General features: G+C 63.0%; 12 protein-coding genes, 2 tRNA genes, 2 rRNA genes, 1 pseudogene and 1 riboswitch (1 of these 18 cut by a window edge). Of the genes and pseudogenes, 9 read left to right on the top strand and 8 right to left on the bottom strand.

Annotated elements, in window-relative coordinates; genetic code table 11:
* Positions 1-77 precede the first annotated feature (77 nt).
* On the top strand, positions 78-1,262 hold the full coding sequence (locus ACVJ5M_RS00090; RefSeq protein ID WP_063985778.1) for a DUF2125 domain-containing protein: 1,185 nt from the start codon (positions 78-80) through the stop codon (positions 1,260-1,262).
* Between the two features lie 105 nt (positions 1,263-1,367).
* Here the strand turns inward: ACVJ5M_RS00090 and ACVJ5M_RS00085 are convergent, their stop codons facing one another.
* Genes ACVJ5M_RS00085 through ACVJ5M_RS00075 form a run of 3 tightly spaced genes read right to left on the bottom strand, consistent with a single transcriptional unit; the run spans position 1,368 to position 4,282 of the window.
* The gene (locus ACVJ5M_RS00085) at positions 1,368-2,306 is read right to left on the bottom strand and encodes a prephenate/arogenate dehydrogenase family protein (protein WP_354099407.1); all 939 of its coding nucleotides are present in this window, start codon (positions 2,304-2,306) and stop codon (positions 1,368-1,370) included.
* Entirely contained in the window at positions 2,303-3,397 is a 1,095-nt protein-coding gene (locus tag ACVJ5M_RS00080) for a pyridoxal phosphate-dependent aminotransferase (RefSeq protein ID WP_063986730.1), read from the bottom strand. Before ACVJ5M_RS00080 ends, ACVJ5M_RS00085 begins: the two co-directional genes overlap by 4 nt.
* A 36-nt stretch (positions 3,398-3,433) precedes the next feature.
* Positions 3,434-4,282 (bottom strand): chorismate mutase, encoded by an 849-nt coding sequence (locus ACVJ5M_RS00075; protein WP_063985777.1) that lies wholly within the window; start codon positions 4,280-4,282, stop codon positions 3,434-3,436.
* Positions 4,283-4,499: 217 nt separating this feature from the next.
* Positions 4,500-4,579: riboswitch (SAM riboswitch) on the top strand.
* A gap of 85 nt (positions 4,580-4,664) precedes the next feature.
* On the opposite strand from ACVJ5M_RS00075, the gene metX reads away from it, so the two are divergent.
* Both metX and metW read left to right on the top strand, forming a co-directional pair.
* Positions 4,665-5,867 (top strand): homoserine O-acetyltransferase MetX, encoded by a 1,203-nt coding sequence (gene metX, locus ACVJ5M_RS00070; protein ID WP_063986729.1) that lies wholly within the window; start codon positions 4,665-4,667, stop codon positions 5,865-5,867.
* Positions 5,868-5,882: 15 nt separating this feature from the next.
* The gene (metW, locus tag ACVJ5M_RS00065; RefSeq protein ID WP_063985776.1) at positions 5,883-6,545 is read left to right on the top strand and encodes a methionine biosynthesis protein MetW; all 663 of its coding nucleotides are present in this window, start codon (positions 5,883-5,885) and stop codon (positions 6,543-6,545) included.
* Positions 6,546-6,604: 59 nt separating this feature from the next.
* Here the strand turns inward: metW and ACVJ5M_RS00060 are convergent, their stop codons facing one another.
* Complete coding sequence (locus ACVJ5M_RS00060) at positions 6,605-7,468, bottom strand: alpha/beta fold hydrolase (protein WP_063985775.1); 864 nt, start codon at positions 7,466-7,468, stop codon at positions 6,605-6,607.
* A 215-nt stretch (positions 7,469-7,683) separates the two neighbouring features.
* On the opposite strand from ACVJ5M_RS00060, the gene ACVJ5M_RS00055 reads away from it, so the two are divergent.
* Positions 7,684-8,370, top strand: coding sequence for an NlpC/P60 family protein (locus ACVJ5M_RS00055; protein ID WP_063985774.1), 687 nt, complete (start codon positions 7,684-7,686; stop codon positions 8,368-8,370).
* A 125-nt stretch (positions 8,371-8,495) separates the two neighbouring features.
* Here the strand turns inward: ACVJ5M_RS00055 and ACVJ5M_RS00050 are convergent, their stop codons facing one another.
* Positions 8,496-9,284 (bottom strand): MOSC domain-containing protein, encoded by a 789-nt coding sequence (locus ACVJ5M_RS00050; RefSeq protein ID WP_063985773.1) that lies wholly within the window; start codon positions 9,282-9,284, stop codon positions 8,496-8,498.
* A 241-nt stretch (positions 9,285-9,525) separates the two neighbouring features.
* Between ACVJ5M_RS00050 and clpB the strand changes: the two genes are divergently transcribed.
* Positions 9,526-12,165 carry an ATP-dependent chaperone ClpB gene (clpB, locus tag ACVJ5M_RS00045; RefSeq protein ID WP_063985772.1) on the top strand — a complete coding sequence of 880 codons (2,640 nt, stop codon included), beginning with the start codon at positions 9,526-9,528 and terminating at the stop codon, positions 12,163-12,165.
* Positions 12,166-12,244: 79 nt separating this feature from the next.
* Here clpB and ACVJ5M_RS00040 read toward each other — a convergent pair whose 3' ends face one another.
* The 3 genes and pseudogenes from ACVJ5M_RS00040 to ACVJ5M_RS00030 form a co-directional block, all read right to left on the bottom strand.
* A complete protein-coding gene (locus tag ACVJ5M_RS00040; RefSeq protein WP_063985771.1) occupies positions 12,245-12,511 on the bottom strand; it encodes a hypothetical protein in 267 nt (88 codons plus the stop codon).
* Between the two features lie 83 nt (positions 12,512-12,594).
* Positions 12,595-12,849 (bottom strand): annotated as a pseudogene (locus ACVJ5M_RS00035) (hypothetical protein); the annotation flags it as partial.
* 110 nt (positions 12,850-12,959) lie between these two features.
* Positions 12,960-15,023 (bottom strand): M23 family metallopeptidase, encoded by a 2,064-nt coding sequence (locus ACVJ5M_RS00030; protein WP_354098063.1) that lies wholly within the window; start codon positions 15,021-15,023, stop codon positions 12,960-12,962.
* Positions 15,024-16,100: 1,077 nt separating this feature from the next.
* On the opposite strand from ACVJ5M_RS00030, the gene ACVJ5M_RS00025 reads away from it, so the two are divergent.
* The 4 genes from ACVJ5M_RS00025 to ACVJ5M_RS00010 form a co-directional block, all read left to right on the top strand.
* Positions 16,101-17,589 (top strand): 16S ribosomal RNA (locus ACVJ5M_RS00025).
* A 188-nt stretch (positions 17,590-17,777) separates the two neighbouring features.
* Positions 17,778-17,854: transfer RNA gene (locus ACVJ5M_RS00020), tRNA-Ile, on the top strand.
* Between the two features lie 33 nt (positions 17,855-17,887).
* A tRNA-Ala gene (locus ACVJ5M_RS00015) sits at positions 17,888-17,963 on the top strand.
* 411 nt (positions 17,964-18,374) lie between these two features.
* Positions 18,375-19,064, top strand: a 23S ribosomal RNA gene (locus tag ACVJ5M_RS00010); it runs 2,184 nt beyond the window's last position.
* Together the 16S and 23S rRNA genes with 2 tRNA genes alongside form the textbook arrangement of a ribosomal RNA operon.

Raw genomic sequence — 19,064 nt, 5'->3', positions numbered from 1 at the left:
CGAAGTGAATTCTCGGCCTTTCGGCGCGGCCGAACCCCGCTTACATTTGACAAAATCTGGGGTCAAAGGGTCGCCGCATGTCAGATATGACCGTTGCCACAGGCCGCCGCCCCCGCTGGGGCCTTTTCATCGCCCCCATTATCCTCCTGATCCTCGCCGTCGCGTGGAGCTGTTTCTGGTTCTATGCGGCCTCGCAGGCCGAAATCGCCGCAGACGCCTGGCGGGCGCAGGAGGCCAAGTCCGGCCGCATCTACGATTGCGCCAAGCGCTCGATCGCCGGCTTCCCGTTCCGCTTCGAGGTCCAGTGCTCCGGCGCCAGCGTCGCCCTGGTGTCGCAGAACGCCAGCAAGACGCCGTTCACGGCGAAGCTCGACAACATCCTGGTCGTCGCCCAAGTCTACGATCCCAAGCGCGTCATCGCCGAATTCTCCGCGCCGGCGACGCTCACCGACGGCGTCACGCAAAACACCTTCGTGGTGAATTGGAGCAAGGGCCGCAGCAGCGTGTTCGGCCTGCCGGCGGTGCCGGATCGCGCCTCCATCGTGTTCGACGATCCCGTCATCAATCGTCTCGACGGCAGCGTGCAGGTGCCGCTCGCGCGCGCCAAGCAGGTCGAGCTGCACGGTCGCCTCGCAGACGGGTCGCGGTCGGATCATCCTGTGATCGAGACCGTGCTGCACGTCGCGCAGGGCAGCATCCAGGGCGTTCATCCCTTGCTCGCCGAGCCGTTCGAGGCGGACACGCGTGCGAAGATCACGGGCCTCTCCGACCTCACCCCAAAGCCGTGGCCGCAACGCTTCCGCGAGATCCAGGCCGCCGGCGGTCACATCGAGATCGTGCAGTCGCGCGTCCAGCAGGGCGAGATGATCGCGGTTGCGGCCGGCACGCTCGGCCTCTCGGCCAATGGCCGACTCGACGGCGAATTGCAGATGACCGTGACCGGCCTCGAGCGCGTGATCCCGGCGCTCGGCATCGACAAGATGCTGGAGGAGGGGGTGCCGCAGGCAACCCTCGACCGCGTTGCGCCGGGCGTGAAGTCGCAGGACCTCAACAATCTGTTCGGCGCCCTCGACCGCGCCGTTCCCGGCCTCGGCAAGGTCATCAAGCAGAACGCCAATGCCGGCGTTGCGGCCGGCATCAATTCGATCGGCACCGAGAGCACGCTCGAAGGCAAGAAGGCCCGCAGCTTCCCGCTGAAGTTCGTCGACGGCGCCGTGCTGCTCGGCCCGGTCAAGGTCGGGCAGATTCCACCGCTTTATTAGGTGTCTCCCGTAGCCCGGATGGAGCGAAGCGCAATCCGGGGCAGGTCGCGCCGCGCTGAAAGAGATCCCGGATTACGCTTGCGCTCCATCCGGGCTACTTGAACGTTACGGCTTCTTGCCGAGCTGCGCATGCGGCCGGCCGAAATCCGGCGCTGCCGAATCCTGGCCGATCTCGACGATGCCGCGGCGGATGGCGCGGGTGCGGGTGAAGTGGTCGAACAGCGCCTCGCCGTCGCCGCGGCGGATCGCGCGGGTAAGCTTGGCGAGATCCTCGGTGAAGGTGCCGAGCATCTCCAGCACGGCCTCCTTGTTGGCGAGGAAGACGTCGCGCCACATCGTCGGGTCGGACGCGGCGATGCGGGTGAAATCGCGGAAGCCGCCGGCCGAGAACTTAATCACCTCGGACTCCGTCACCTGCGCCAGCTCGTCGGCGGTGCCGACGATGGTGTAGGCGATCAGATGCGGCAGATGGCTGGTGATCGCGAGCACGAGATCATGATGATCCGGCGTCATGATCTCGACCTTGGCGCCCATCGCCGCCCAGAACGCGCGCAGACGATCGGTGGCCGCCGCATCGACGCCTTCCGGCGGCGTCAGGATGCACCAGCGGTTGATGAAGAGCTCGGCGAAACCGGAATCGGGACCCGAATGCTCGGTGCCCGCGACGGGATGCGCCGGCACGAAATGAATGGTCTTCGGCAGATGCGGCGCCATGTCCCTGACGATCGCGCCCTTGACCGAGCCGACGTCGGAGACGATCGCGCCCGGCTCGAGATGCGCCGCGATCTCCTGCGCCACCGGCCCGCAGGCACCGACGGGAATGCAGAGGATGACGAGATCGGCATCCTTCACCGCTTCCGCATTGGTCGCCACGACCTGGTCGACGATGCCGAGCTCCAGCACCCGCGCGCGCGTCTTCTCCGAGCGCGCGGTGGTGACGATCTCGGAGGCCAAGCCCTGGAGCTTCGCAGCGCGCGCGATCGAGCCGCCGATCAGGCCGAAGCCGATCAGCGCAACGCGCTGGAAGTGCGGTGTGGTGCTCATTTGCCGGCCATGAAGTCGCGCAGGCCCTCGACGACGAGGCGGTTGGCCTCCTCGGTGCCGATGGTCATGCGCAGCGAATGCGGCAGGCGGTAGTTCTTCAGCGCGCGCAACACCAGCCCGCGCTTGGTAAGATATGCGTCGGCCTCGTCCGCGGTCTTGCCATTTTCCGGGAAGTGGATCAGTACGAAATTGGCGACGCCCGGCGTCACCTTCAGTCCGAGCTTGCCGATCTCCTCGGAGAGCCAGTTGCGCCAGGTCTCGGTGAACTGCTTCGACATCGCCTGGTGCGCAGTGTCCTCGATCGCCGCGACCGCGGCATACATCGCCGGCGTCGACACGTTGAAGGGACCGCGGATGCGGTTGACCGCGTCGATGATGTGCTCCGGACCGAACATCCAGCCGACGCGCAGCGCGGCGAGGCCGTGGATCTTGGAGAAGGTGTGCGTCACCACGGTGTTCTCGGTGGTGGCGACGAGCTCGATCCCCATCTCGTAGTCGTTGCGCGAGACGTAATCGGAATAGGCGGCATCGAGCACCAGCAGCACGTGCGACGGCAGGCCGGCGCGCAGCCGCTTGACCTCGTCGAACGGCACATAGGTGCCGGTCGGATTGTTGGGATTGGCGAGCCAGACCAGCTTTGTCTTCGGCGTCACCGCCTTGAGGATGGCGTCGACATTGCAGGTGAGGTTGGTCTCCTGCGCGACCACGTTCTTGGCGCCGACCGCCATAGTCGCGATCGGGTAGACCAGGAAGCCGTGCGTGGTCGAGATCGCCTCGTCGCCGTGGCTGAGATAGGTGTGGGCGAGCAGATTGAGGATCTCGTCCGAGCCGGCGCCGCAGATGATGCGGTTGGGGTCGAGCCCGAAAGAGCGCCCGATCGCTTCGCGCAGCACGCGCGAGGTTCCTTCCGGATAGTCTTCCAGATGCGCCGCCACGTTCCTGAACGCCTCGATCGCCTTGGGCGAGGGCCCGAACGGCGTCTCGTTGGCCGAGAGCTTGAACACCTTGCGGCCCGGCTCAGCCACCGGGCTCTTGCCGGGCGTGTAGGGCGCAATATCGAGAATGCCGGGATTCGGCACGGGGCGGGACATCTTCAACTCCGGAAGTAGCTTTAGGCGGTTCGCGATCTACGATTTCGACCCGGTCGAGGGCACCGTATAGCGCGTTGCGTGGCTGCCGACGAGGGCCGTGGAGCGCACCGAGGCCCCCGCTTCGATCAGGGCAGCCTTGATCTTGTCGATGCTGGTCGCGCTCGTGACCGAGACCAGCAGCGCTGCGCCGTCGAAGGCGGTATCGGGCACTGCCACGATCTCGGCGAGCGGCGACAGGGCGCGCGCGACCTCGGCGTTCCACCCGGACACGCGCACGCTGAAGGTCTCGACCTCCGTCACCACGGCGCTGTCGGCGACGCGGGAGATCGCGAACACCGGCAGCGCGGCCGGATGGTCGGCGCGCTCGACGAAGGGCATCCGCGCGATAATCTTCGGCGCGCCGTCTGCTTCCAGCTCCAGCCACCATGGCGTGCGGCTCGAGGTCGCCGAGACCAGCGCCAGGTCGCCTTTGGACTTCGCCACCGCTTCGACCGCGGCCTGCGCGCTGAAATGCGCGACGTAAGGTACCGTGAAGCCGAAATGGAAGCGCACGGAATCGCGCATCGCCGGCTCGCTCACCGAGATGTCGGCATGCACGGAGAACGGCGCTTGGACGTAAGTGAACGTCGAGATGATGACGCGCCAGATGCTCTCGACCGTGTCGAGCGGCAGGATGCCGCGATGACGCTGGACGATGTCACGCATCATGGCGGCCTCGCGCGCCGGGCGGAACGCCGAGCCGACCTCCTGGGTCTGCTTCACCTGGATCAGGCGGTCGATGATGTCGCCGCGCTGCATCAGGAGACGATGCATGCCCTCGTCGATCGCGTCGATCTCCTTGCGCAATTCCTGGAGCGATGGTGGCGCGGGCGGACGTTGGGACATATCTGCGAGATGCTGGTGAGAGGCGTTCCAATGCGGGTCGGCCAAGGCCCATCGGCAAGGCCGGATCCGCTGCGATCGACGTCCTGATTAGGCAGTCGGCGCGGCGAAAGCAAAGAGAAATGCAAAGGGAAACCGGGCCTTTTCGGCCGGCCTTTCAGGGATGAATTTGGCTAATCCGGACCGTGACTTGACGAAAACCGCCCAAGACAGTAGCTTTTGCCCGTTCCGTGGTCATTTGAGCCGGCCGGCTTGCAGCCACGTTAAAAAACTCGCTAAACAGGCCGGGGACGCTTCCGATCCCGGCCGAACCTATCGTTCAGGCCGGGTTTTTCATGGCCTGATTCCAGCGGCAGCCTGACGGGTGCCGCAAACGAGGTCGATGATGGTTGGCGTGAAGCCCGTGCCGAGTCCCGCGATCAGTGCCGACGACCGGTCGCATGAGGCGGATCATCCGAATTCGCAGGTCGCGCAGTTCGGCGCCGAGCAACCGCTGCGGCTCGATTGCGGCATCGATCTCACCCCGTTCCAGATCGCCTACCAGACCTATGGCGAGCTCAACGCCGATCGCTCCAACGCGGTGCTGATCTGCCATGCGCTGACGGGAGATCAGCATGTCGCCAACGTGCATCCCGTCACCGGCAAGTCGGGCTGGTGGGAGACGCTGGTCGGTCCCGGCCGACCTCTTGATCCTCAGCACTACTTCATCATTTGCGCCAACGTGATCGGCGGCTGCATGGGCTCGACCGGGCCGGCCTCGATCAATCCCGCCACCGGCAAGGTGTGGGGCCTGGATTTCCCTGTCATCACCATTCCCGACATGGTGCGCGCGCAGGCGATGCTGATCGACCGGCTCGGCATCGACACGTTGTTCGCGGTGGTCGGCGGCTCGATGGGCGGCATGCAGGTGCTGCAATGGACCGCGGCCTATCCCAAGCGCGTGTACTCCGCGCTGGCGATTGCCTGCGCGACGCGGCACTCGGCGCAGAACATCGCTTTCCACGAGCTCGGTCGCCAGGCGGTGATGGCCGATCCCGACTGGCACAACGGCCGCTACACGGATCAGGGCATCCATCCGCATCGCGGACTTGCGGTGGCACGGATGGCCGCGCACATCACCTATCTCTCCGACGCCGCGCTGCATCGCAAGTTCGGCCGCCGCATGCAGGACCGCGAGCTGCCGACCTTCTCGTTCGACGCCGATTTCCAGGTCGAGAGCTATCTGCGCTACCAGGGCTCGTCCTTCGTCGAGCGGTTCGACGCCAACTCCTATCTCTATCTGACCCGTGCGATGGATTATTTCGACATCGCCGGCGACCACGGCGGCGTGCTGGCGAAAGCGTTCGCGGGCATCGAGACGCGCTTCTGCGTGGTCTCCTTCACCAGCGACTGGCTGTTCCCGACTTCGGAATCGCGCGCGCTGGTGCATGCACTGAACGCGTCGAGCGCGCGGGTGTCGTTCGCCGAGATCGAGACCGATCGCGGCCATGACGCCTTCCTGCTCGACGTGCCCGAATTCTTCGATATCGCCCGTGCCTTTCTGCAATCGGCAGGGAAGGCGCGCGGGCTCACCGCCAGGATTGACTGACAAGGACGGCTAGCGATGTCTGTGCAGGAAGTGCTGCCGCTGGGCGGCGTTGCGACGGAGCAGTCCGGCCAGTTTCGCGCCGATCATCTGCTGGTCGCCGAGATGGTCAAGCCCGGCTCGAAAGTGCTCGACGTCGGCTGCGGCGAGGGCGATTTGCTCCAGCTTCTGGAGACCCGCGGCATCGACGGGCGCGGCATCGAGCTGTCGCGCGAGGGCGTCAATCGCTGCGTCGCCAAGGGCCTCGCGGTGGTGCAGGGCGATGCCGACACCGATCTCGTCAACTATCCCGACGACGCCTTCGATTACGTCATCCTGTCGCAGACGCTGCAGGCGACGCGGCAGCCGCGGGTCGTGCTGGAGAATCTGCTGCGCATCGGCCGCCGCGCCATCGTGTCGTTCCCGAATTTCGGCTTCTGGAAGATGCGACTCCAGCTCCTGGTCGGCGGCCACATGCCGCGCACCGAGAATCTGCCGGCGACCTGGTACGACACCGCCAACATCCATTTCTGCACCATCAAGGATTTCGTCGAGCTCTGCGACGCGATCCACGTCAAGATGGAGCGCGCCGAGGCGCTGGATCTCTACGGCCGTCCGTTGCGGCTGCGATTGCCGTGGTGGGTGTGGAACATGTTCGGCGAGCAGGGCGTGTTCTTGCTCACGCGCGGGCAGGGGAAGTAGTTTCCGTCATTCCGGGCCTGTGCCTGTCGGCGCATCCCGGAATGACAGCGACTGGCAGTCTAATGCGCCGCCAGCGACCGCGGATCGCGCACCGGCCAGCGCCCGGCTTCCACCAGCGTCACGAACCGCTCCACGCTCTCGTTGAACAGCGCGGGTTCTTCGAGATTGAGCACGTGGCCTGATTTCGGAAACATCGCGAGGCCCGCCGCGGGCAGGTGCTTCTTCAAGAACAGGCTTGCCTCGACGCAGGGATCGTCTTCGTCGCCGCAGATGATCAGCGCGGGCGTTGCCACACCTCGAATGGCATCCGGCATCGTGTAAATCGATGGCCTGCCGCCCTGGAAGCCGCGCATCGTGTTCGCGGAGCCCTTGGCATCGTGGCGCGCCAGCGCGGCGTAGAAATCGGCGTGGCCGCGCGGGTCCTTCACCAGGAACGGAATCCGGCTCGGCGCCTCGCGCGTGACCTTTGCGACCTCGGCGGAGCCGAGCGTCTCGAACTGCTCGGCATTGGCGCGGCACTGCTTGCGCCAGTTGTCGAGATTCTCGATCTCCGATCCTGAGCCCACGCCGGCCAGCGTCATCGACAGCGCGCGCTGCGGCGAGTTCAACCCGATCTGGAGTGACGAATAGGCGCCCATCGACAGGCCGACGAGATGCGCGCGCTCGATCTTGAGATGATCGAGCACCGCGAGCGCGTCGGTGTAGAAATGCTTGTAGGTGTAGACCTCGCCATCAGGTACGTCCGACGGCGTGTAGCCGCGCGCGGAATAGGTGATGCAGCGATGGCCGCGCGAGAAGTAGCGCATCTGCGGCTCCCAATTGGTGTAGTCGGCCGCGAACTCATGCAGAAAAATAATCGGCGTTCCCTGACCCGCTTCTTCGAAATAGATGCGGACGTCGTCCCTGGTCGTGGCGTGGGGCATTAACTGTTTCCCTCTCTTCAAGCCGCCTTTGGAGAATTGCAGTTAACGTTGTTGTCCGCAATGCGGCAGCCTCAAGCCAGCACCGGCACAAAATCATCGCAGCTATTCGCGGGCGTGGCGTCTTTTTCTCGCCACATCCGGCGGCTTAACGGCCAGACGGATGCCGGCCATCGCACGGGCCGATTGGGGAAGTGGGGTGTCAAGAAGGATGAAGTATGTTGGAGTTGTTTGCGTCTCGCCTGTCGCGTTGTGTTGTCGCGCTGGCGATTTTCTTCGCGGCGGTTGCCGCGTTCGTTTCTCCGGCCTCAGCGCGGCCGCATCATCGTCATAGCGCAGAGCGGCACGCTTACGTGCACCACGCCAGACATCATCATTACCGTCATTATCGCCACCATGCCCGCAGCTCGCGCTTCGAGCGCGGCGCGGCGCAGTTGCAGGCGAGCGGCTTCGCCGACACCCAGGCGAGCTACAATCCGAACGCCAATGTCGGCGGCATGGCCAACAACGGAATGACCAATCCTGGAATGGCCAATAGCGGTGGCGGCTTCGGCGGCGGATCGGGCCTCGTGTCCGAGGCGCGCCGTTATATCGGCGGCAATCCGACCGGGCGCGGCAGCCTGTGGTGCGCGCGCTTCATGAACATGGTGCTGCAGCATACCGGCCATCAGGGCACCGGCTCCGACATGGCGAGCTCGTTCGCGCGCTACGGCACGCGCGTCTCCGGTCCGCAGGTCGGCGCCATCGCGGTCATGTCGCGCGGTCGCCGGGGCGGCCATGTCGGCATCATCACCGGCGTGGACGCGCAGGGCAATCCGATCATGATCTCCGGCAACAACGGCAATCGTGTTCGCGAGGCGCCGGTCTCTCGCGGCCGGATCTATGCGTATGTGATGCCGAACTGACGACGGAGCCGTAGGGTGGGCAAAGGCGCGCAAGCGCCGTGCCCACCGGCGGTGCAGCGGAGTTCGATGGACCGGAGTGGTGGGCACGCTTTCGCTTTGCCCACCCTACGGCAGCGTCGGACGGCTCACACCAGCTTCGGCGCTTCCACCGCGATCGCGTCACCGACGCCGATCTCGCCGTCGGCGATGACCTCGGCATAGATGCCGCAATCCATGTGGCCGAGATTGCGCGAGAGCGTCGGCGGTATCTCGAGATCGCGCTGCGCGGTCTTGGGATCGACGTTGACCGCCGGGCAGCGGACGATGCGCTTGACCACCTTGAGCCGGGCCTCGCCGATCGCCAGTGTCTCGCCGACGAGGTCGAGCTCGGACCAGGCCGGCCAGCCCTTCACGTAGAGATTGGCGCGGAAGCGCAGTGGATTGACTGCGGCGCCGCCGAGCATGGTCTCGATCGCCCGGACGCTGTCGAGATTGATGATCGATACGACCTTGCGGGCGACGTCGGAAAAGCTGTGGTCGCGGCCGGACAGAACTTTTGGCGGGCCCTTCAGCTCCGGCTGAAAATTCTCCGTGAAATAATCCTCGATGGCGGCGCGCCCGGCAGTGGTCTCGATGTCCCCGCTGGCGACGATCTGGCCGTCCTTGCGGATGGTCAGGCGGTTGGTCGCGTCCTCGAACCGGCTGTCGAGGGACGCCAGCCGCTCATTACGCGCCAGCATCAGGAACTGGATTTTCGGCTTCCAGGCCGGCGCCTCCGGATCGAAGCCGCTGGGTCCGTTCTCGATGGCGTAGCGGCGGTCGGCGGGCAGGGTCTGGCCGATCCGCAAGGGGACCCGGGGCAGGGATTCCGGCGTCAGGCCCTTGATCGGGTAACGGTAAAGGCCTGTGATTTCGGCAGTCTGGCTGGCTGTCATGTCGCTACTTAAGGGATTCGACCTGCTGGCGCCAAGCAGGCGGACCCGTGCACGAAATTGTGAACGCGCCTCTTCCGATCCGAGGCCAAGCTTCCCACATCTGGGTCAGGCCGGCGCCAGCGCCGGCTGCTAACGACCGCTGCCGGTTGAGGAACGTCAACGCGTCCAGCGGAAACCCAATGAAGATGCCGTTTGGAGTGCCTTAGAGGGCTCCAGGGGCAGGCCGAGGGAAAGAAAAGACATGAACATCGACAAATATACCGAACGCTCCAGGGGCTTCGTTCAGTCCGCGCAATCGCTTGCGGTGCGCGAGGGGCATCAGCAGTTTTCGACGCTGCACGTCCTGAAAGTTCTGCTGGACGACAATGAGGGCCTCGCTGCTGGTCTGATCGACCGCGCCGGCGGCAATTCCCGCGCCATCCTGAAGGCGACCGAGGATGCCCTCAACAAGGTGCCGAAGGTCTCCGGCGGCGGCGCCGGCCAGATCTATCTGGCGCCCGAGCTCGCCCGCACTTTCGACGCCGCCGAAAAGGCCGGCGAGAAGGCTGGCGACAGTTTTGTCACCGTCGAGCGGCTGCTGCTCGGCCTCGCGCTGGAAAAGACCAGCGAGGCCGGCGCGATCCTGGCCAAGGGCGGCGTCACCCCGCAAAACCTCAATGCCGCGATCGAGGCGCTGCGCAAGGGCCGCACGGCGGACTCCGCGACCGCCGAGAATGCCTATGACGCGTTGAAGAAATATGCCCGCGACCTGACCCAGGCTGCGCGCGACGGCAAGCTCGATCCGGTCATCGGCCGCGATGAGGAGATCCGCCGCACCATCCAGGTGCTCTCGCGCCGGACCAAGAACAATCCCGTCCTGATCGGTGAGCCCGGCGTCGGCAAGACCGCCATCGCCGAGGGCCTCGCGCTGCGCATCGTCAACGGCGACGTGCCCGAGACCCTCCAGGACAAGAAGCTGCTCTCGCTTGATCTCGGCGCGCTGATTGCGGGTGCGAAATATCGCGGCGAGTTCGAGGAGCGGCTGAAGGCCGTGCTCCAGGAAGTCACCGCGAGCGAGGGCAATTTCATCCTGTTCATCGACGAGATGCATACGCTGATCGGCGCCGGCAAGGGCGACGGCGCGATGGACGCGTCCAACCTGCTCAAGCCCGCGCTCGCGCGCGGCGAGCTGCACTGCATCGGCGCCACCACGCTCGACGAGTACCGGAAGCACGTCGAGAAAGATGCGGCACTGGCGCGGCGCTTCCAGCCCATCTTCGTGAGCGAGCCCTCCGTCGAGGACACGATCTCGATCCTCCGTGGGTTGAAAGACAAGTACGAGCAGCATCACGGCGTGCGGATCACCGATTCCGCGCTCGTGGCGGCGACGACGCTGTCCAACCGCTACATCACCGACCGCTTCCTGCCGGACAAGGCGATCGATCTCATGGACGAGGCCGCTGCGCGGCTGAAGATGCAGGTCGATTCCAAGCCGGAAGAGCTGGATTCGCTCGACCGCGAGATCATCCGGCTCAAGATCGAGCAGGAAGCTCTCAAGAAGGAGAGCGATCTCGGCTCCAAGACCCGTCTCGAGGGGCTTCAGAAGGAGCTCATCGAACTCGAAGAGAAATCCGCGGCCCTGACGTCGCGCTGGAGCGCAGAGAAGAACAAGCTCTCCAACGCCCAGAAGCTGAAGTCAGAGCTGGACGCGCTGCGCGTCGATCTCGCCGACGCACAGCGGCGCGGCGAATTCCAGAAAGCCGGCGAGCTGGCCTATGGCCGGATCCCGCAGCTTGAGAAGCAGCTCGCCGATATCGAGGCGCGTGAAGGCTCTGGCGATATGATGGAGGAGGCGGTCACCGCCAACCACATCGCGCAGGTGGTCTCGCGCTGGACCGGCGTGCCCGTCGACAAGATGCTGGAAGGCGAGAAGGAGAAGCTCCTGAAGATGGAGGAGCAGCTCGGACAGCGCGTCGTCGGCCAGGCCGAGGCCGTGCGTGCGGTCGCAACCGCCGTGCGCCGTTCGCGCGCAGGCCTGCAGGATCCGAACCGGCCGACCGGCTCGTTCATGTTCCTGGGGCCCACCGGCGTCGGCAAGACCGAGCTGACCAAGGCGCTGGCGGAGTACCTGTTCAACGACGAGACCGCGATGGTCCGCCTCGATATGTCCGAGTACATGGAGAAGCACTCGGTCTCGCGGCTGATCGGTGCGCCTCCCGGCTATGTCGGCTATGACGAGGGCGGCGCGCTCACCGAAGCGGTGCGGCGCCGGCCCTATCAGGTGGTGCTGTTCGACGAGATCGAGAAGGCGCATCCTGACGTCTTCAACGTCCTGTTGCAGGTGCTCGACGACGGCCGCCTGACCGATGGCCAGGGTCGCACCGTCGATTTCCGCAACACGCTGATCATCATGACCTCGAACCTCGGTTCGGAGTATTTGGTGAATCAACCGGAGGGCGAAGACACCTCAGCGGTGCGTGAACAGGTGATGGGAATGGTGCGTGGGCATTTCCGGCCCGAGTTCCTGAACCGTGTCGACGAGATCATCCTGTTCCACCGCCTGCAGAGGAGCGAGATGGGCCGGATCGTCGAGATCCAGTTCGCCCGGCTGCAGAAGCTGTTGACCGATCGCAAGATCGTGCTGACGCTCGATGCCGCGGGCCGCGACTGGCTTGCTGCGAAAGGCTGGGATCCCGCCTACGGCGCAAGGCCGCTGAAGCGCGTGGTCCAGCGCTACCTCCAGGATCCGCTTGCCGAGATGATCCTGGCTGGAGACGTCAAGGACGGGGACAACGTTGCGATCTCGTCCGAAGGCAACGTCCTGACCTTCAACGGCAAGGCGCCGCAGACCGCGGAAATCACCCAGTTCGACGCGCCGGTGTCGAAGCGGAAGCTGAACTGATCGTCGCGCTCACTGCAAAACGAAAAATCGCCCCGGAGAGGCCAACTCTCCGGGGCGAATTGCTTTGACGAGGTTCGCTCTAGCTGACTGCGGATGTTGAGCCGGGTTCGGCTGGACCTTGCTCGTCGCTGTCCTCTTCGAGCTCCGACAGGATGTCGACAAGCTCGCGCACGCGTCCGTGCGCCAGCGGGCGCAAATCATTGATCATCGGCTCGTCATTGGCGAGCCAGGCCTGGGCTTCGGCGAGTTCCTCGACCGTCGCGCCGGTTCCGATGATCTGGGCGATGGTGAATTCGTCGGCCCGATCCACTGTCTTGACGACATCGTCGCGTGAGAGGCGCCGCATGGGGATCCTCCTGTTGGTCGGCTTCCGTCAGCATTTAACCGGCAAACTCGCGTGCCGGTTCCACCGGGCTGGTTTCCTCCGCGCTACTTCCTGGTGACCTTGTAGATCGCGTTCTCGATATCAGAGGAGAAGTAGATGACGCCGGAGGCGCCGATGGCGACGCCGGTCGGGATGTTGCTGGGCAGGCTCCCGGGTGCGCCCATCAGCCCGATCGGAAGATTGCCAGCGATCTCGGTGACCTTGCCGCCGTCCGGCGCGATCTCGATCAGTCGCCTGGCGCCCACTTCCGCCACGATCAGTCTGCCGTCGCTCCCGCGCGCGATGCCTTGATGCCGCTTTGGCAAACAAAACTTGACGTTGTGGCGCAGTGAAACGACGTCGCTTGACGACGTCGCCTCCTGATCATGTTTTCCAGAGATGTCCGGTCGATTTCGGCCGGTCTAAAGGATCAGCGGTTGGTGACCTGCAACGGGCCGCCGGTTGCGTCCGAAATGCGGGCGATGGCGCCGTTGCGGCCGCTCATCATGGCGTCGAGCCGGTCGCGTTCCTTCTCGAAGCCCGCCAGCACCGTGCCTTCCAGCGAACGGCCGCGCGGCAATTTTACGCGCAGCGGATCGACGAAGCGGCCGTTGACCAGGATTTCGTAGTGGACGTGAGGGCCGGTCGACTGGCCGGTTGAACCGACGAAGCCGATCACCTGGCCCTGCCGCACCTTCTTGCCGATCTCCATGCCCTTGGCGAAAGCCGACATATGGCCGTAGGCGGTCTCGTAGCCGTTGGAGTGCTTGATGCGGATATATTTGCCGTAGCCGCCTTCGGGGCCGACCTTCTCGAGCACGCCGTTGCCGGAAGCAAAGATCGGAGTGCCGTAGGAGGTGGCCCAGTCGACGCCGGTGTGCATCTTCACATAGCCCAGGATCGGGTGGCGGCGGCCGCCGAAGCCGGAGCGCATGATCGCGTTGTTGACGGGCTTCCTGACCAGGAATTTTTTCGCGCTCTTGCCGGTCTCGTCATAGTAGTCGACGACGCCGTCGTCGGGGCTCTGGTAGCGGTAGTATTTCTTGGTCTCGCCGCCGACCGTGAGGGAGGCGAACAGCACGTCGTTCTTTTCGTTCGACGTCGTGCCCTCTTCTTCGCCGGCGTAGAACACGTCGAATGAATCGCCCGGCGCGACCTTGCGCTGGAAATCGACGTCGTAGGAGTAGATCTTGATCATGTCCTCGATGACCGGCATCGGGACTTTGTTGCGCATCGCGGTCTCGTAGATGCTCTGGTAGAGCCGCACGCCGATGCCGTCATCGTCGTCATCGTCGTCGCTGTTGGCGTTGGCCGCGGCATCGGCGACGGTGTTCATGCTGGAGACGTCGACCGCGACGTATTTGCCGAGATCGGACAGCGCCGCGATCGCCTCGACCATGGTGTCGTTTGCAACCACGACGCGATAGGGTTGGAGGCGGGCGCCGGGGCTTGCGGGCGCCATCAGGATGCGGAGCTTTTCGCCTTCCTTCAGGCCGCCGTCGCGGCCGCGCGGGCCGAGCGTCGCGGTGATCGCCTTGATCTCCTCGGCCGTCGCGCCGAGATCGCGCAGGACGGAGCCGACGCTGTCGCCCTTCTTGACCACGTGGACGCGCTCGCCATTGGGATTGCCGCCGGTGATCTGCTCCTTGGTCTTCGGCAGCAGCGTGACGTTTTCCGGCACCACGCGCGTCTCGAAGCCGGCATAGGGATCGGACGCCGACGCTTCGGTGGCGTAGGCCATCTTCATGTCGGAGGGGCCGGTCGCGCCGGAGACGTCGGCGGTGGCATTGGCGAGCGAGGCGTAGCGCACCCCGCCATTGCCGCGCCAGTTGGCGGCGTCGCGCACCCGCATCAGGATGTCGTCGAGCGCCACCACGGCGGAAATCTTGGCCTTCGGCAGCACCGGCGACAGGTCCTTGGTGACGAAGGAGACTTCGGCATCGGGCTCGACGGCTTCGGGATTGTTCGGATCTTCCGCCGCGGTCTTCGGATCGGAGCCGACATCGGTGAGCAGGCGCTGGGCGTTGAACGGCGGGATTTTCGCCGACAGATCGCTCGTCGTCATCGACAGATTGCCGGCGATCCGGACGAACGGGCGCACCCGCATCACGTCGCGGTTGCCGACGCGGGCGACGGTGGAGACGCGGACGATGTTGCGCGAGGCCGTGGATTCGTTCGGCGGCGGCAGGCGGTCGCTCTTGTGCAGCGTGGCGGCGCGATCGGCCGCGCCGAATGCGCCGCGCAGCGCGCCTTCGACGCGCTCAGGCACCTTGGCGAAGGTCATCTCACCGTCGAGAGAAGCGAAAACGGCGCCGCCGATCAGGGCTGCGCCGCAGAGTCCGGTCAGAATTGTCCCGCTGAACCATTGCACGGAAACGCGTCGGCGATCGATGACGGCGGCCTCGGAACCATCGACGGACAGCGGCGGTTCGTGGCCGAGATCGATGATCCCGGTCTCACGCCCGTAAGCGCCGCGCGACGTCCTGTGGTTCAAACCAAGTCCCCCAATCAACGACCCAAGATGCCTGATTTCGAACCTCTCCTGGCCGCCCTCTTGAAGGGGGATCGCCGGAAAAGGCAAGCCGCACAGGCGCCCGCGCTCAGAAAGCCCTCGATGGGGCCGGCCGAAATTACGAACAGCTGGACGGGTAAAGGTCTCTCGATGTCTCTCGAATGTCGGAGGAAGGCTGCGTCATCTGCAAGATCGCCTTCCTCTGACCCAATGAAAATCGCCGGCAGCCCCCACTGGCATCCCGCGATTCAAGCTTGTCTGTACCAGAACGCCGCGGGATTGTGGCTCTAGTACGGCGCCTAATATGGAAAAGTTTCCTGAACGGCCGGGCGCAAGAAGCCCGTCTGGCAGGCGCCGGGGGACCAGGTCTGGCCTTGGCTGGAGCTCGGTCCGGCCTTGGATGGGGCTCGTCTGCCGTGAACGAGGGCTCGGTCCGGCCTGGATGGGCCTCCGCCTGCCAGGGCTTCCGGAGCCCGCCGGCGGGCAAATTTTTTTTGAGATCTTTTGCGGTGCAAATTCGATCCGGCCGTTAGCGGCCTTTCTAATTGGCTGGAATCGCTGGATTTTTTTCGATGATCCACCGTGCGACGATTTGTTGACAATGGGCGTTGACAATCCCGGGCGGGGGGGCCTATAACCCGACCACTGAGCGCGGCGCCGCCGGGTCACTGACCAAGGCGAGCGAACGCGCCACTGATGCTCCTCACCTTGTTGAGTGACACAACAGTCGACGTAAGTCGATTGGAGTTCATTCATCGTCGGTGAGGGTGTCGGGAACCCTTCCACTCTGGAAGGTAGGGGCCACCTGGTCCCGGGCTGTTTGACAAGTGAAGATGAAGAAAGAGAAACGTGGACGGCGGAGTCCTTGCGCCTCTCGGACACTGAAGAGCTTCGGCTTTTGAGTTCTGAGAGGGGACGAAAGACTTCGGCGGTACACGTTTTAAAGGAAACACCATCGCTGCCAGCGATGTGAATCGCGGGCAGCTCGACGACTTCGGTTGTCGAAATAATGGTGGGACCTCGTCAAACGTTGTGATCAGCCGGTTCAAAGTTCAAGTCCAACTTGAGAGTTTGATCCTGGCTCAGAGCGAACGCTGGCGGCAGGCTTAACACATGCAAGTCGAGCGGGCGTAGCAATACGTCAGCGGCAGACGGGTGAGTAACGCGTGGGAACGTACCTTTTGGTTCGGAACAACACAGGGAAACTTGTGCTAATACCGGATAAGCCCTTACGGGGAAAGATTTATCGCCGAAAGATCGGCCCGCGTCTGATTAGCTAGTTGGTGAGGTAATGGCTCACCAAGGCGACGATCAGTAGCTGGTCTGAGAGGATGATCAGCCACATTGGGACTGAGACACGGCCCAAACTCCTACGGGAGGCAGCAGTGGGGAATATTGGACAATGGGGGCAACCCTGATCCAGCCATGCCGCGTGAGTGATGAAGGCCCTAGGGTTGTAAAGCTCTTTTGTGCGGGAAGATAATGACGGTACCGCAAGAATAAGCCCCGGCTAACTTCGTGCCAGCAGCCGCGGTAATACGAAGGGGGCTAGCGTTGCTCGGAATCACTGGGCGTAAAGGGTGCGTAGGCGGGTCTTTAAGTCAGGGGTGAAATCCTGGAGCTCAACTCCAGAACTGCCTTTGATACTGAAGATCTTGAGTTCGGGAGAGGTGAGTGGAACTGCGAGTGTAGAGGTGAAATTCGTAGATATTCGCAAGAACACCAGTGGCGAAGGCGGCTCACTGGCCCGATACTGACGCTGAGGCACGAAAGCGTGGGGAGCAAACAGGATTAGATACCCTGGTAGTCCACGCCGTAAACGATGAATGCCAGCCGTTAGTGGGTTTACTCACTAGTGGCGCAGCTAACGCTTTAAGCATTCCGCCTGGGGAGTACGGTCGCAAGATTAAAACTCAAAGGAATTGACGGGGGCCCGCACAAGCGGTGGAGCATGTGGTTTAATTCGACGCAACGCGCAGAACCTTACCAGCCCTTGACATGTCCAGGACCGGTCGCAGAGATGTGACCTTCTCTTCGGAGCCTGGAACACAGGTGCTGCATGGCTGTCGTCAGCTCGTGTCGTGAGATGTTGGGTTAAGTCCCGCAACGAGCGCAACCCCCGTCCTTAGTTGCTACCATTTAGTTGAGCACTCTAAGGAGACTGCCGGTGATAAGCCGCGAGGAAGGTGGGGATGACGTCAAGTCCTCATGGCCCTTACGGGCTGGGCTACACACGTGCTACAATGGCGGTGACAATGGGACGCTAAGGGGCAACCCTTCGCAAATCTCAAAAAGCCGTCTCAGTTCGGATTGGGCTCTGCAACTCGAGCCCATGAAGTTGGAATCGCTAGTAATCGTGGATCAGCACGCCACGGTGAATACGTTCCCGGGCCTTGTACACACCGCCCGTCACACCATGGGAGTTGGTTTTACCTGAAGACGGTGCGCTAACCCGCAAGGGAGGCAGCCGGCCACGGTAGGGTCAGCGACTGGGGTGAAGTCGTAACAAGGTAGCCGTAGGGGAACCTGCGGCTGGATCACCTCCTTTCTAAGGATGGTTCTTCAGAAGCTTGCTTCTATCGAACCGTTTTAGAAACATCAGTGGCCAACGATCGTCAGGATTGTTGAGCTGCATTGGCGGGATTTCGCCGTCTTCGTTTCTCTTTCTTCGCGGACGAACACGCGCTGGGGCTGCAAGCTTGCAGAATCCCTGGTCCTTGACTGGATATGCGTTAGGGGCTTGTAGCTCAGTTGGTTAGAGCGCGCGCTTGATAAGCGTGAGGTCGGAAGTTCAAGTCTTCCCAGGCCCACCACACTCATCGAGTGAGCATTCGTCTTCTGGTTACGGGGCCATAGCTCAGCTGGGAGAGCGCGTGCTTTGCAAGCATGAGGTCGTCGGTTCGATCCCGTCTGGCTCCACCAGATGGTTTGATCATCGACTGATCGTGCACCTAAATCGTCCGCGAAACATCACTTCGCACTTACTAGTCCGGATGGACAGTAAGCTGCGTGATTTCTGACATCGTAAAGAGGAGATCGATCCGAGTTGGATCGGGCAACAAGCAATTGTTGCGCGATACTTCATTATCTCCGGATCATTTCGGCGCTCGTGCGCCTTTCAATGTAGCTCACAAGGCTGCGTCTGAGAGGAATGCGAGTTGTAAATGATCCTTTTAGCGAAGCTTGACCGCCTCGCTATCGGAACGATCTTACGAAGCAAGCTGGTCTTTCTAATCATTGTCCGGCTGCAGATAGCGTTCATCGAGGGCGCGTGCCGCAAGGTAATTCTGCAGACAACATTCTGCCGAGTGTGTGGACATTGATAATGAGAGCAATCAAGTGCCTTAAGGGTGTTCGGTGGATGCCTTGGCGCTGAGAGGCGATGAAGGACGTGCTACGCTGCGATAAGCCGTGGGGAGCTGCGAAGAAGCTTTGATCCATGGATTTCCGAATGGGGAAACCCACCTTCGATAGCCGGAACTCCAAGACCTTTGTCGAAAGACCATTGGTGTGGGGTTCGATCAGAAATGAGAGATGCCTAGGCCTTTAGATTTCGATCGAAGAGGTTTTGGATTTCCGGTTATCAAGAGAAGGTATGAGACTTCTGAATACATAGGAGGTTTCAAGCAAACCCAGGGAACTGAAACATCTAAGTACCTGGAGGAAAGGACATCAACAGAGACTCCGTTAGTAGTGGCGAGCGAACGCGGACCAGGCCAGTGATACATCAAAGACAATCGGAACCGGTCAGGAAAGCCGGGCCTTAGAGGGTGATAGCCCCGTACGAGTAATGCGATGATGTATCCACGAGTAAGGCGGGACACGTGAAATCCTGTCTGAACGCGGGGGGACCACCCTCCAAGCCTAAGTACTCCTCAGCGACCGATAGTGAACCAGTACCGTGAGGGAAAGGTGAAAAGCACCCCGACGAGGGGAGTGAAATAGACCTGAAACCGGACACCTACAAACAGATGGAGCCCAAGATACGTTCTGGGTGACATCGTACCTTTTGTATTATGGGCC

The organism is Bradyrhizobium sp. S3.7.6, from assembly GCF_054061875.1.
Note: the sequence above shows the minus strand (reverse complement) of the source record. Positions and strands in the feature narration are given on the sequence as shown.

Excerpts from the sequence above, each read along its gene's own strand:
- ACVJ5M_RS00090 (WP_063985778.1), top strand. The coding sequence starts at position 78 with ATGTCAGATATGACCGTTGCCACAGGCCGCCGCCCCCGCTGGGGCCTT.
- ACVJ5M_RS00085 (WP_354099407.1), bottom strand. The coding sequence starts at position 2,306 with ATGAGCACCACACCGCACTTCCAGCGCGTTGCGCTGATCGGCTTCGGC.
- ACVJ5M_RS00080 (WP_063986730.1), bottom strand. The coding sequence starts at position 3,397 with ATGTCCCGCCCCGTGCCGAATCCCGGCATTCTCGATATTGCGCCCTAC.
- ACVJ5M_RS00040 (WP_063985771.1), bottom strand. The coding sequence starts at position 12,511 with ATGCGGCGCCTCTCACGCGACGATGTCGTCAAGACAGTGGATCGGGCC.
- metW (WP_063985776.1), top strand. The coding sequence starts at position 5,883 with ATGTCTGTGCAGGAAGTGCTGCCGCTGGGCGGCGTTGCGACGGAGCAG.
- ACVJ5M_RS00055 (WP_063985774.1), top strand. The coding sequence starts at position 7,684 with ATGTTGGAGTTGTTTGCGTCTCGCCTGTCGCGTTGTGTTGTCGCGCTG.
- ACVJ5M_RS00050 (WP_063985773.1), bottom strand. The coding sequence starts at position 9,284 with ATGACAGCCAGCCAGACTGCCGAAATCACAGGCCTTTACCGTTACCCG.
- ACVJ5M_RS00075 (WP_063985777.1), bottom strand. The coding sequence starts at position 4,282 with ATGTCCCAACGTCCGCCCGCGCCACCATCGCTCCAGGAATTGCGCAAG.
- metX (WP_063986729.1), top strand. The coding sequence starts at position 4,665 with ATGGTTGGCGTGAAGCCCGTGCCGAGTCCCGCGATCAGTGCCGACGAC.
- clpB (WP_063985772.1), top strand. The coding sequence starts at position 9,526 with ATGAACATCGACAAATATACCGAACGCTCCAGGGGCTTCGTTCAGTCC.
- ACVJ5M_RS00060 (WP_063985775.1), bottom strand. The coding sequence starts at position 7,468 with ATGCCCCACGCCACGACCAGGGACGACGTCCGCATCTATTTCGAAGAA.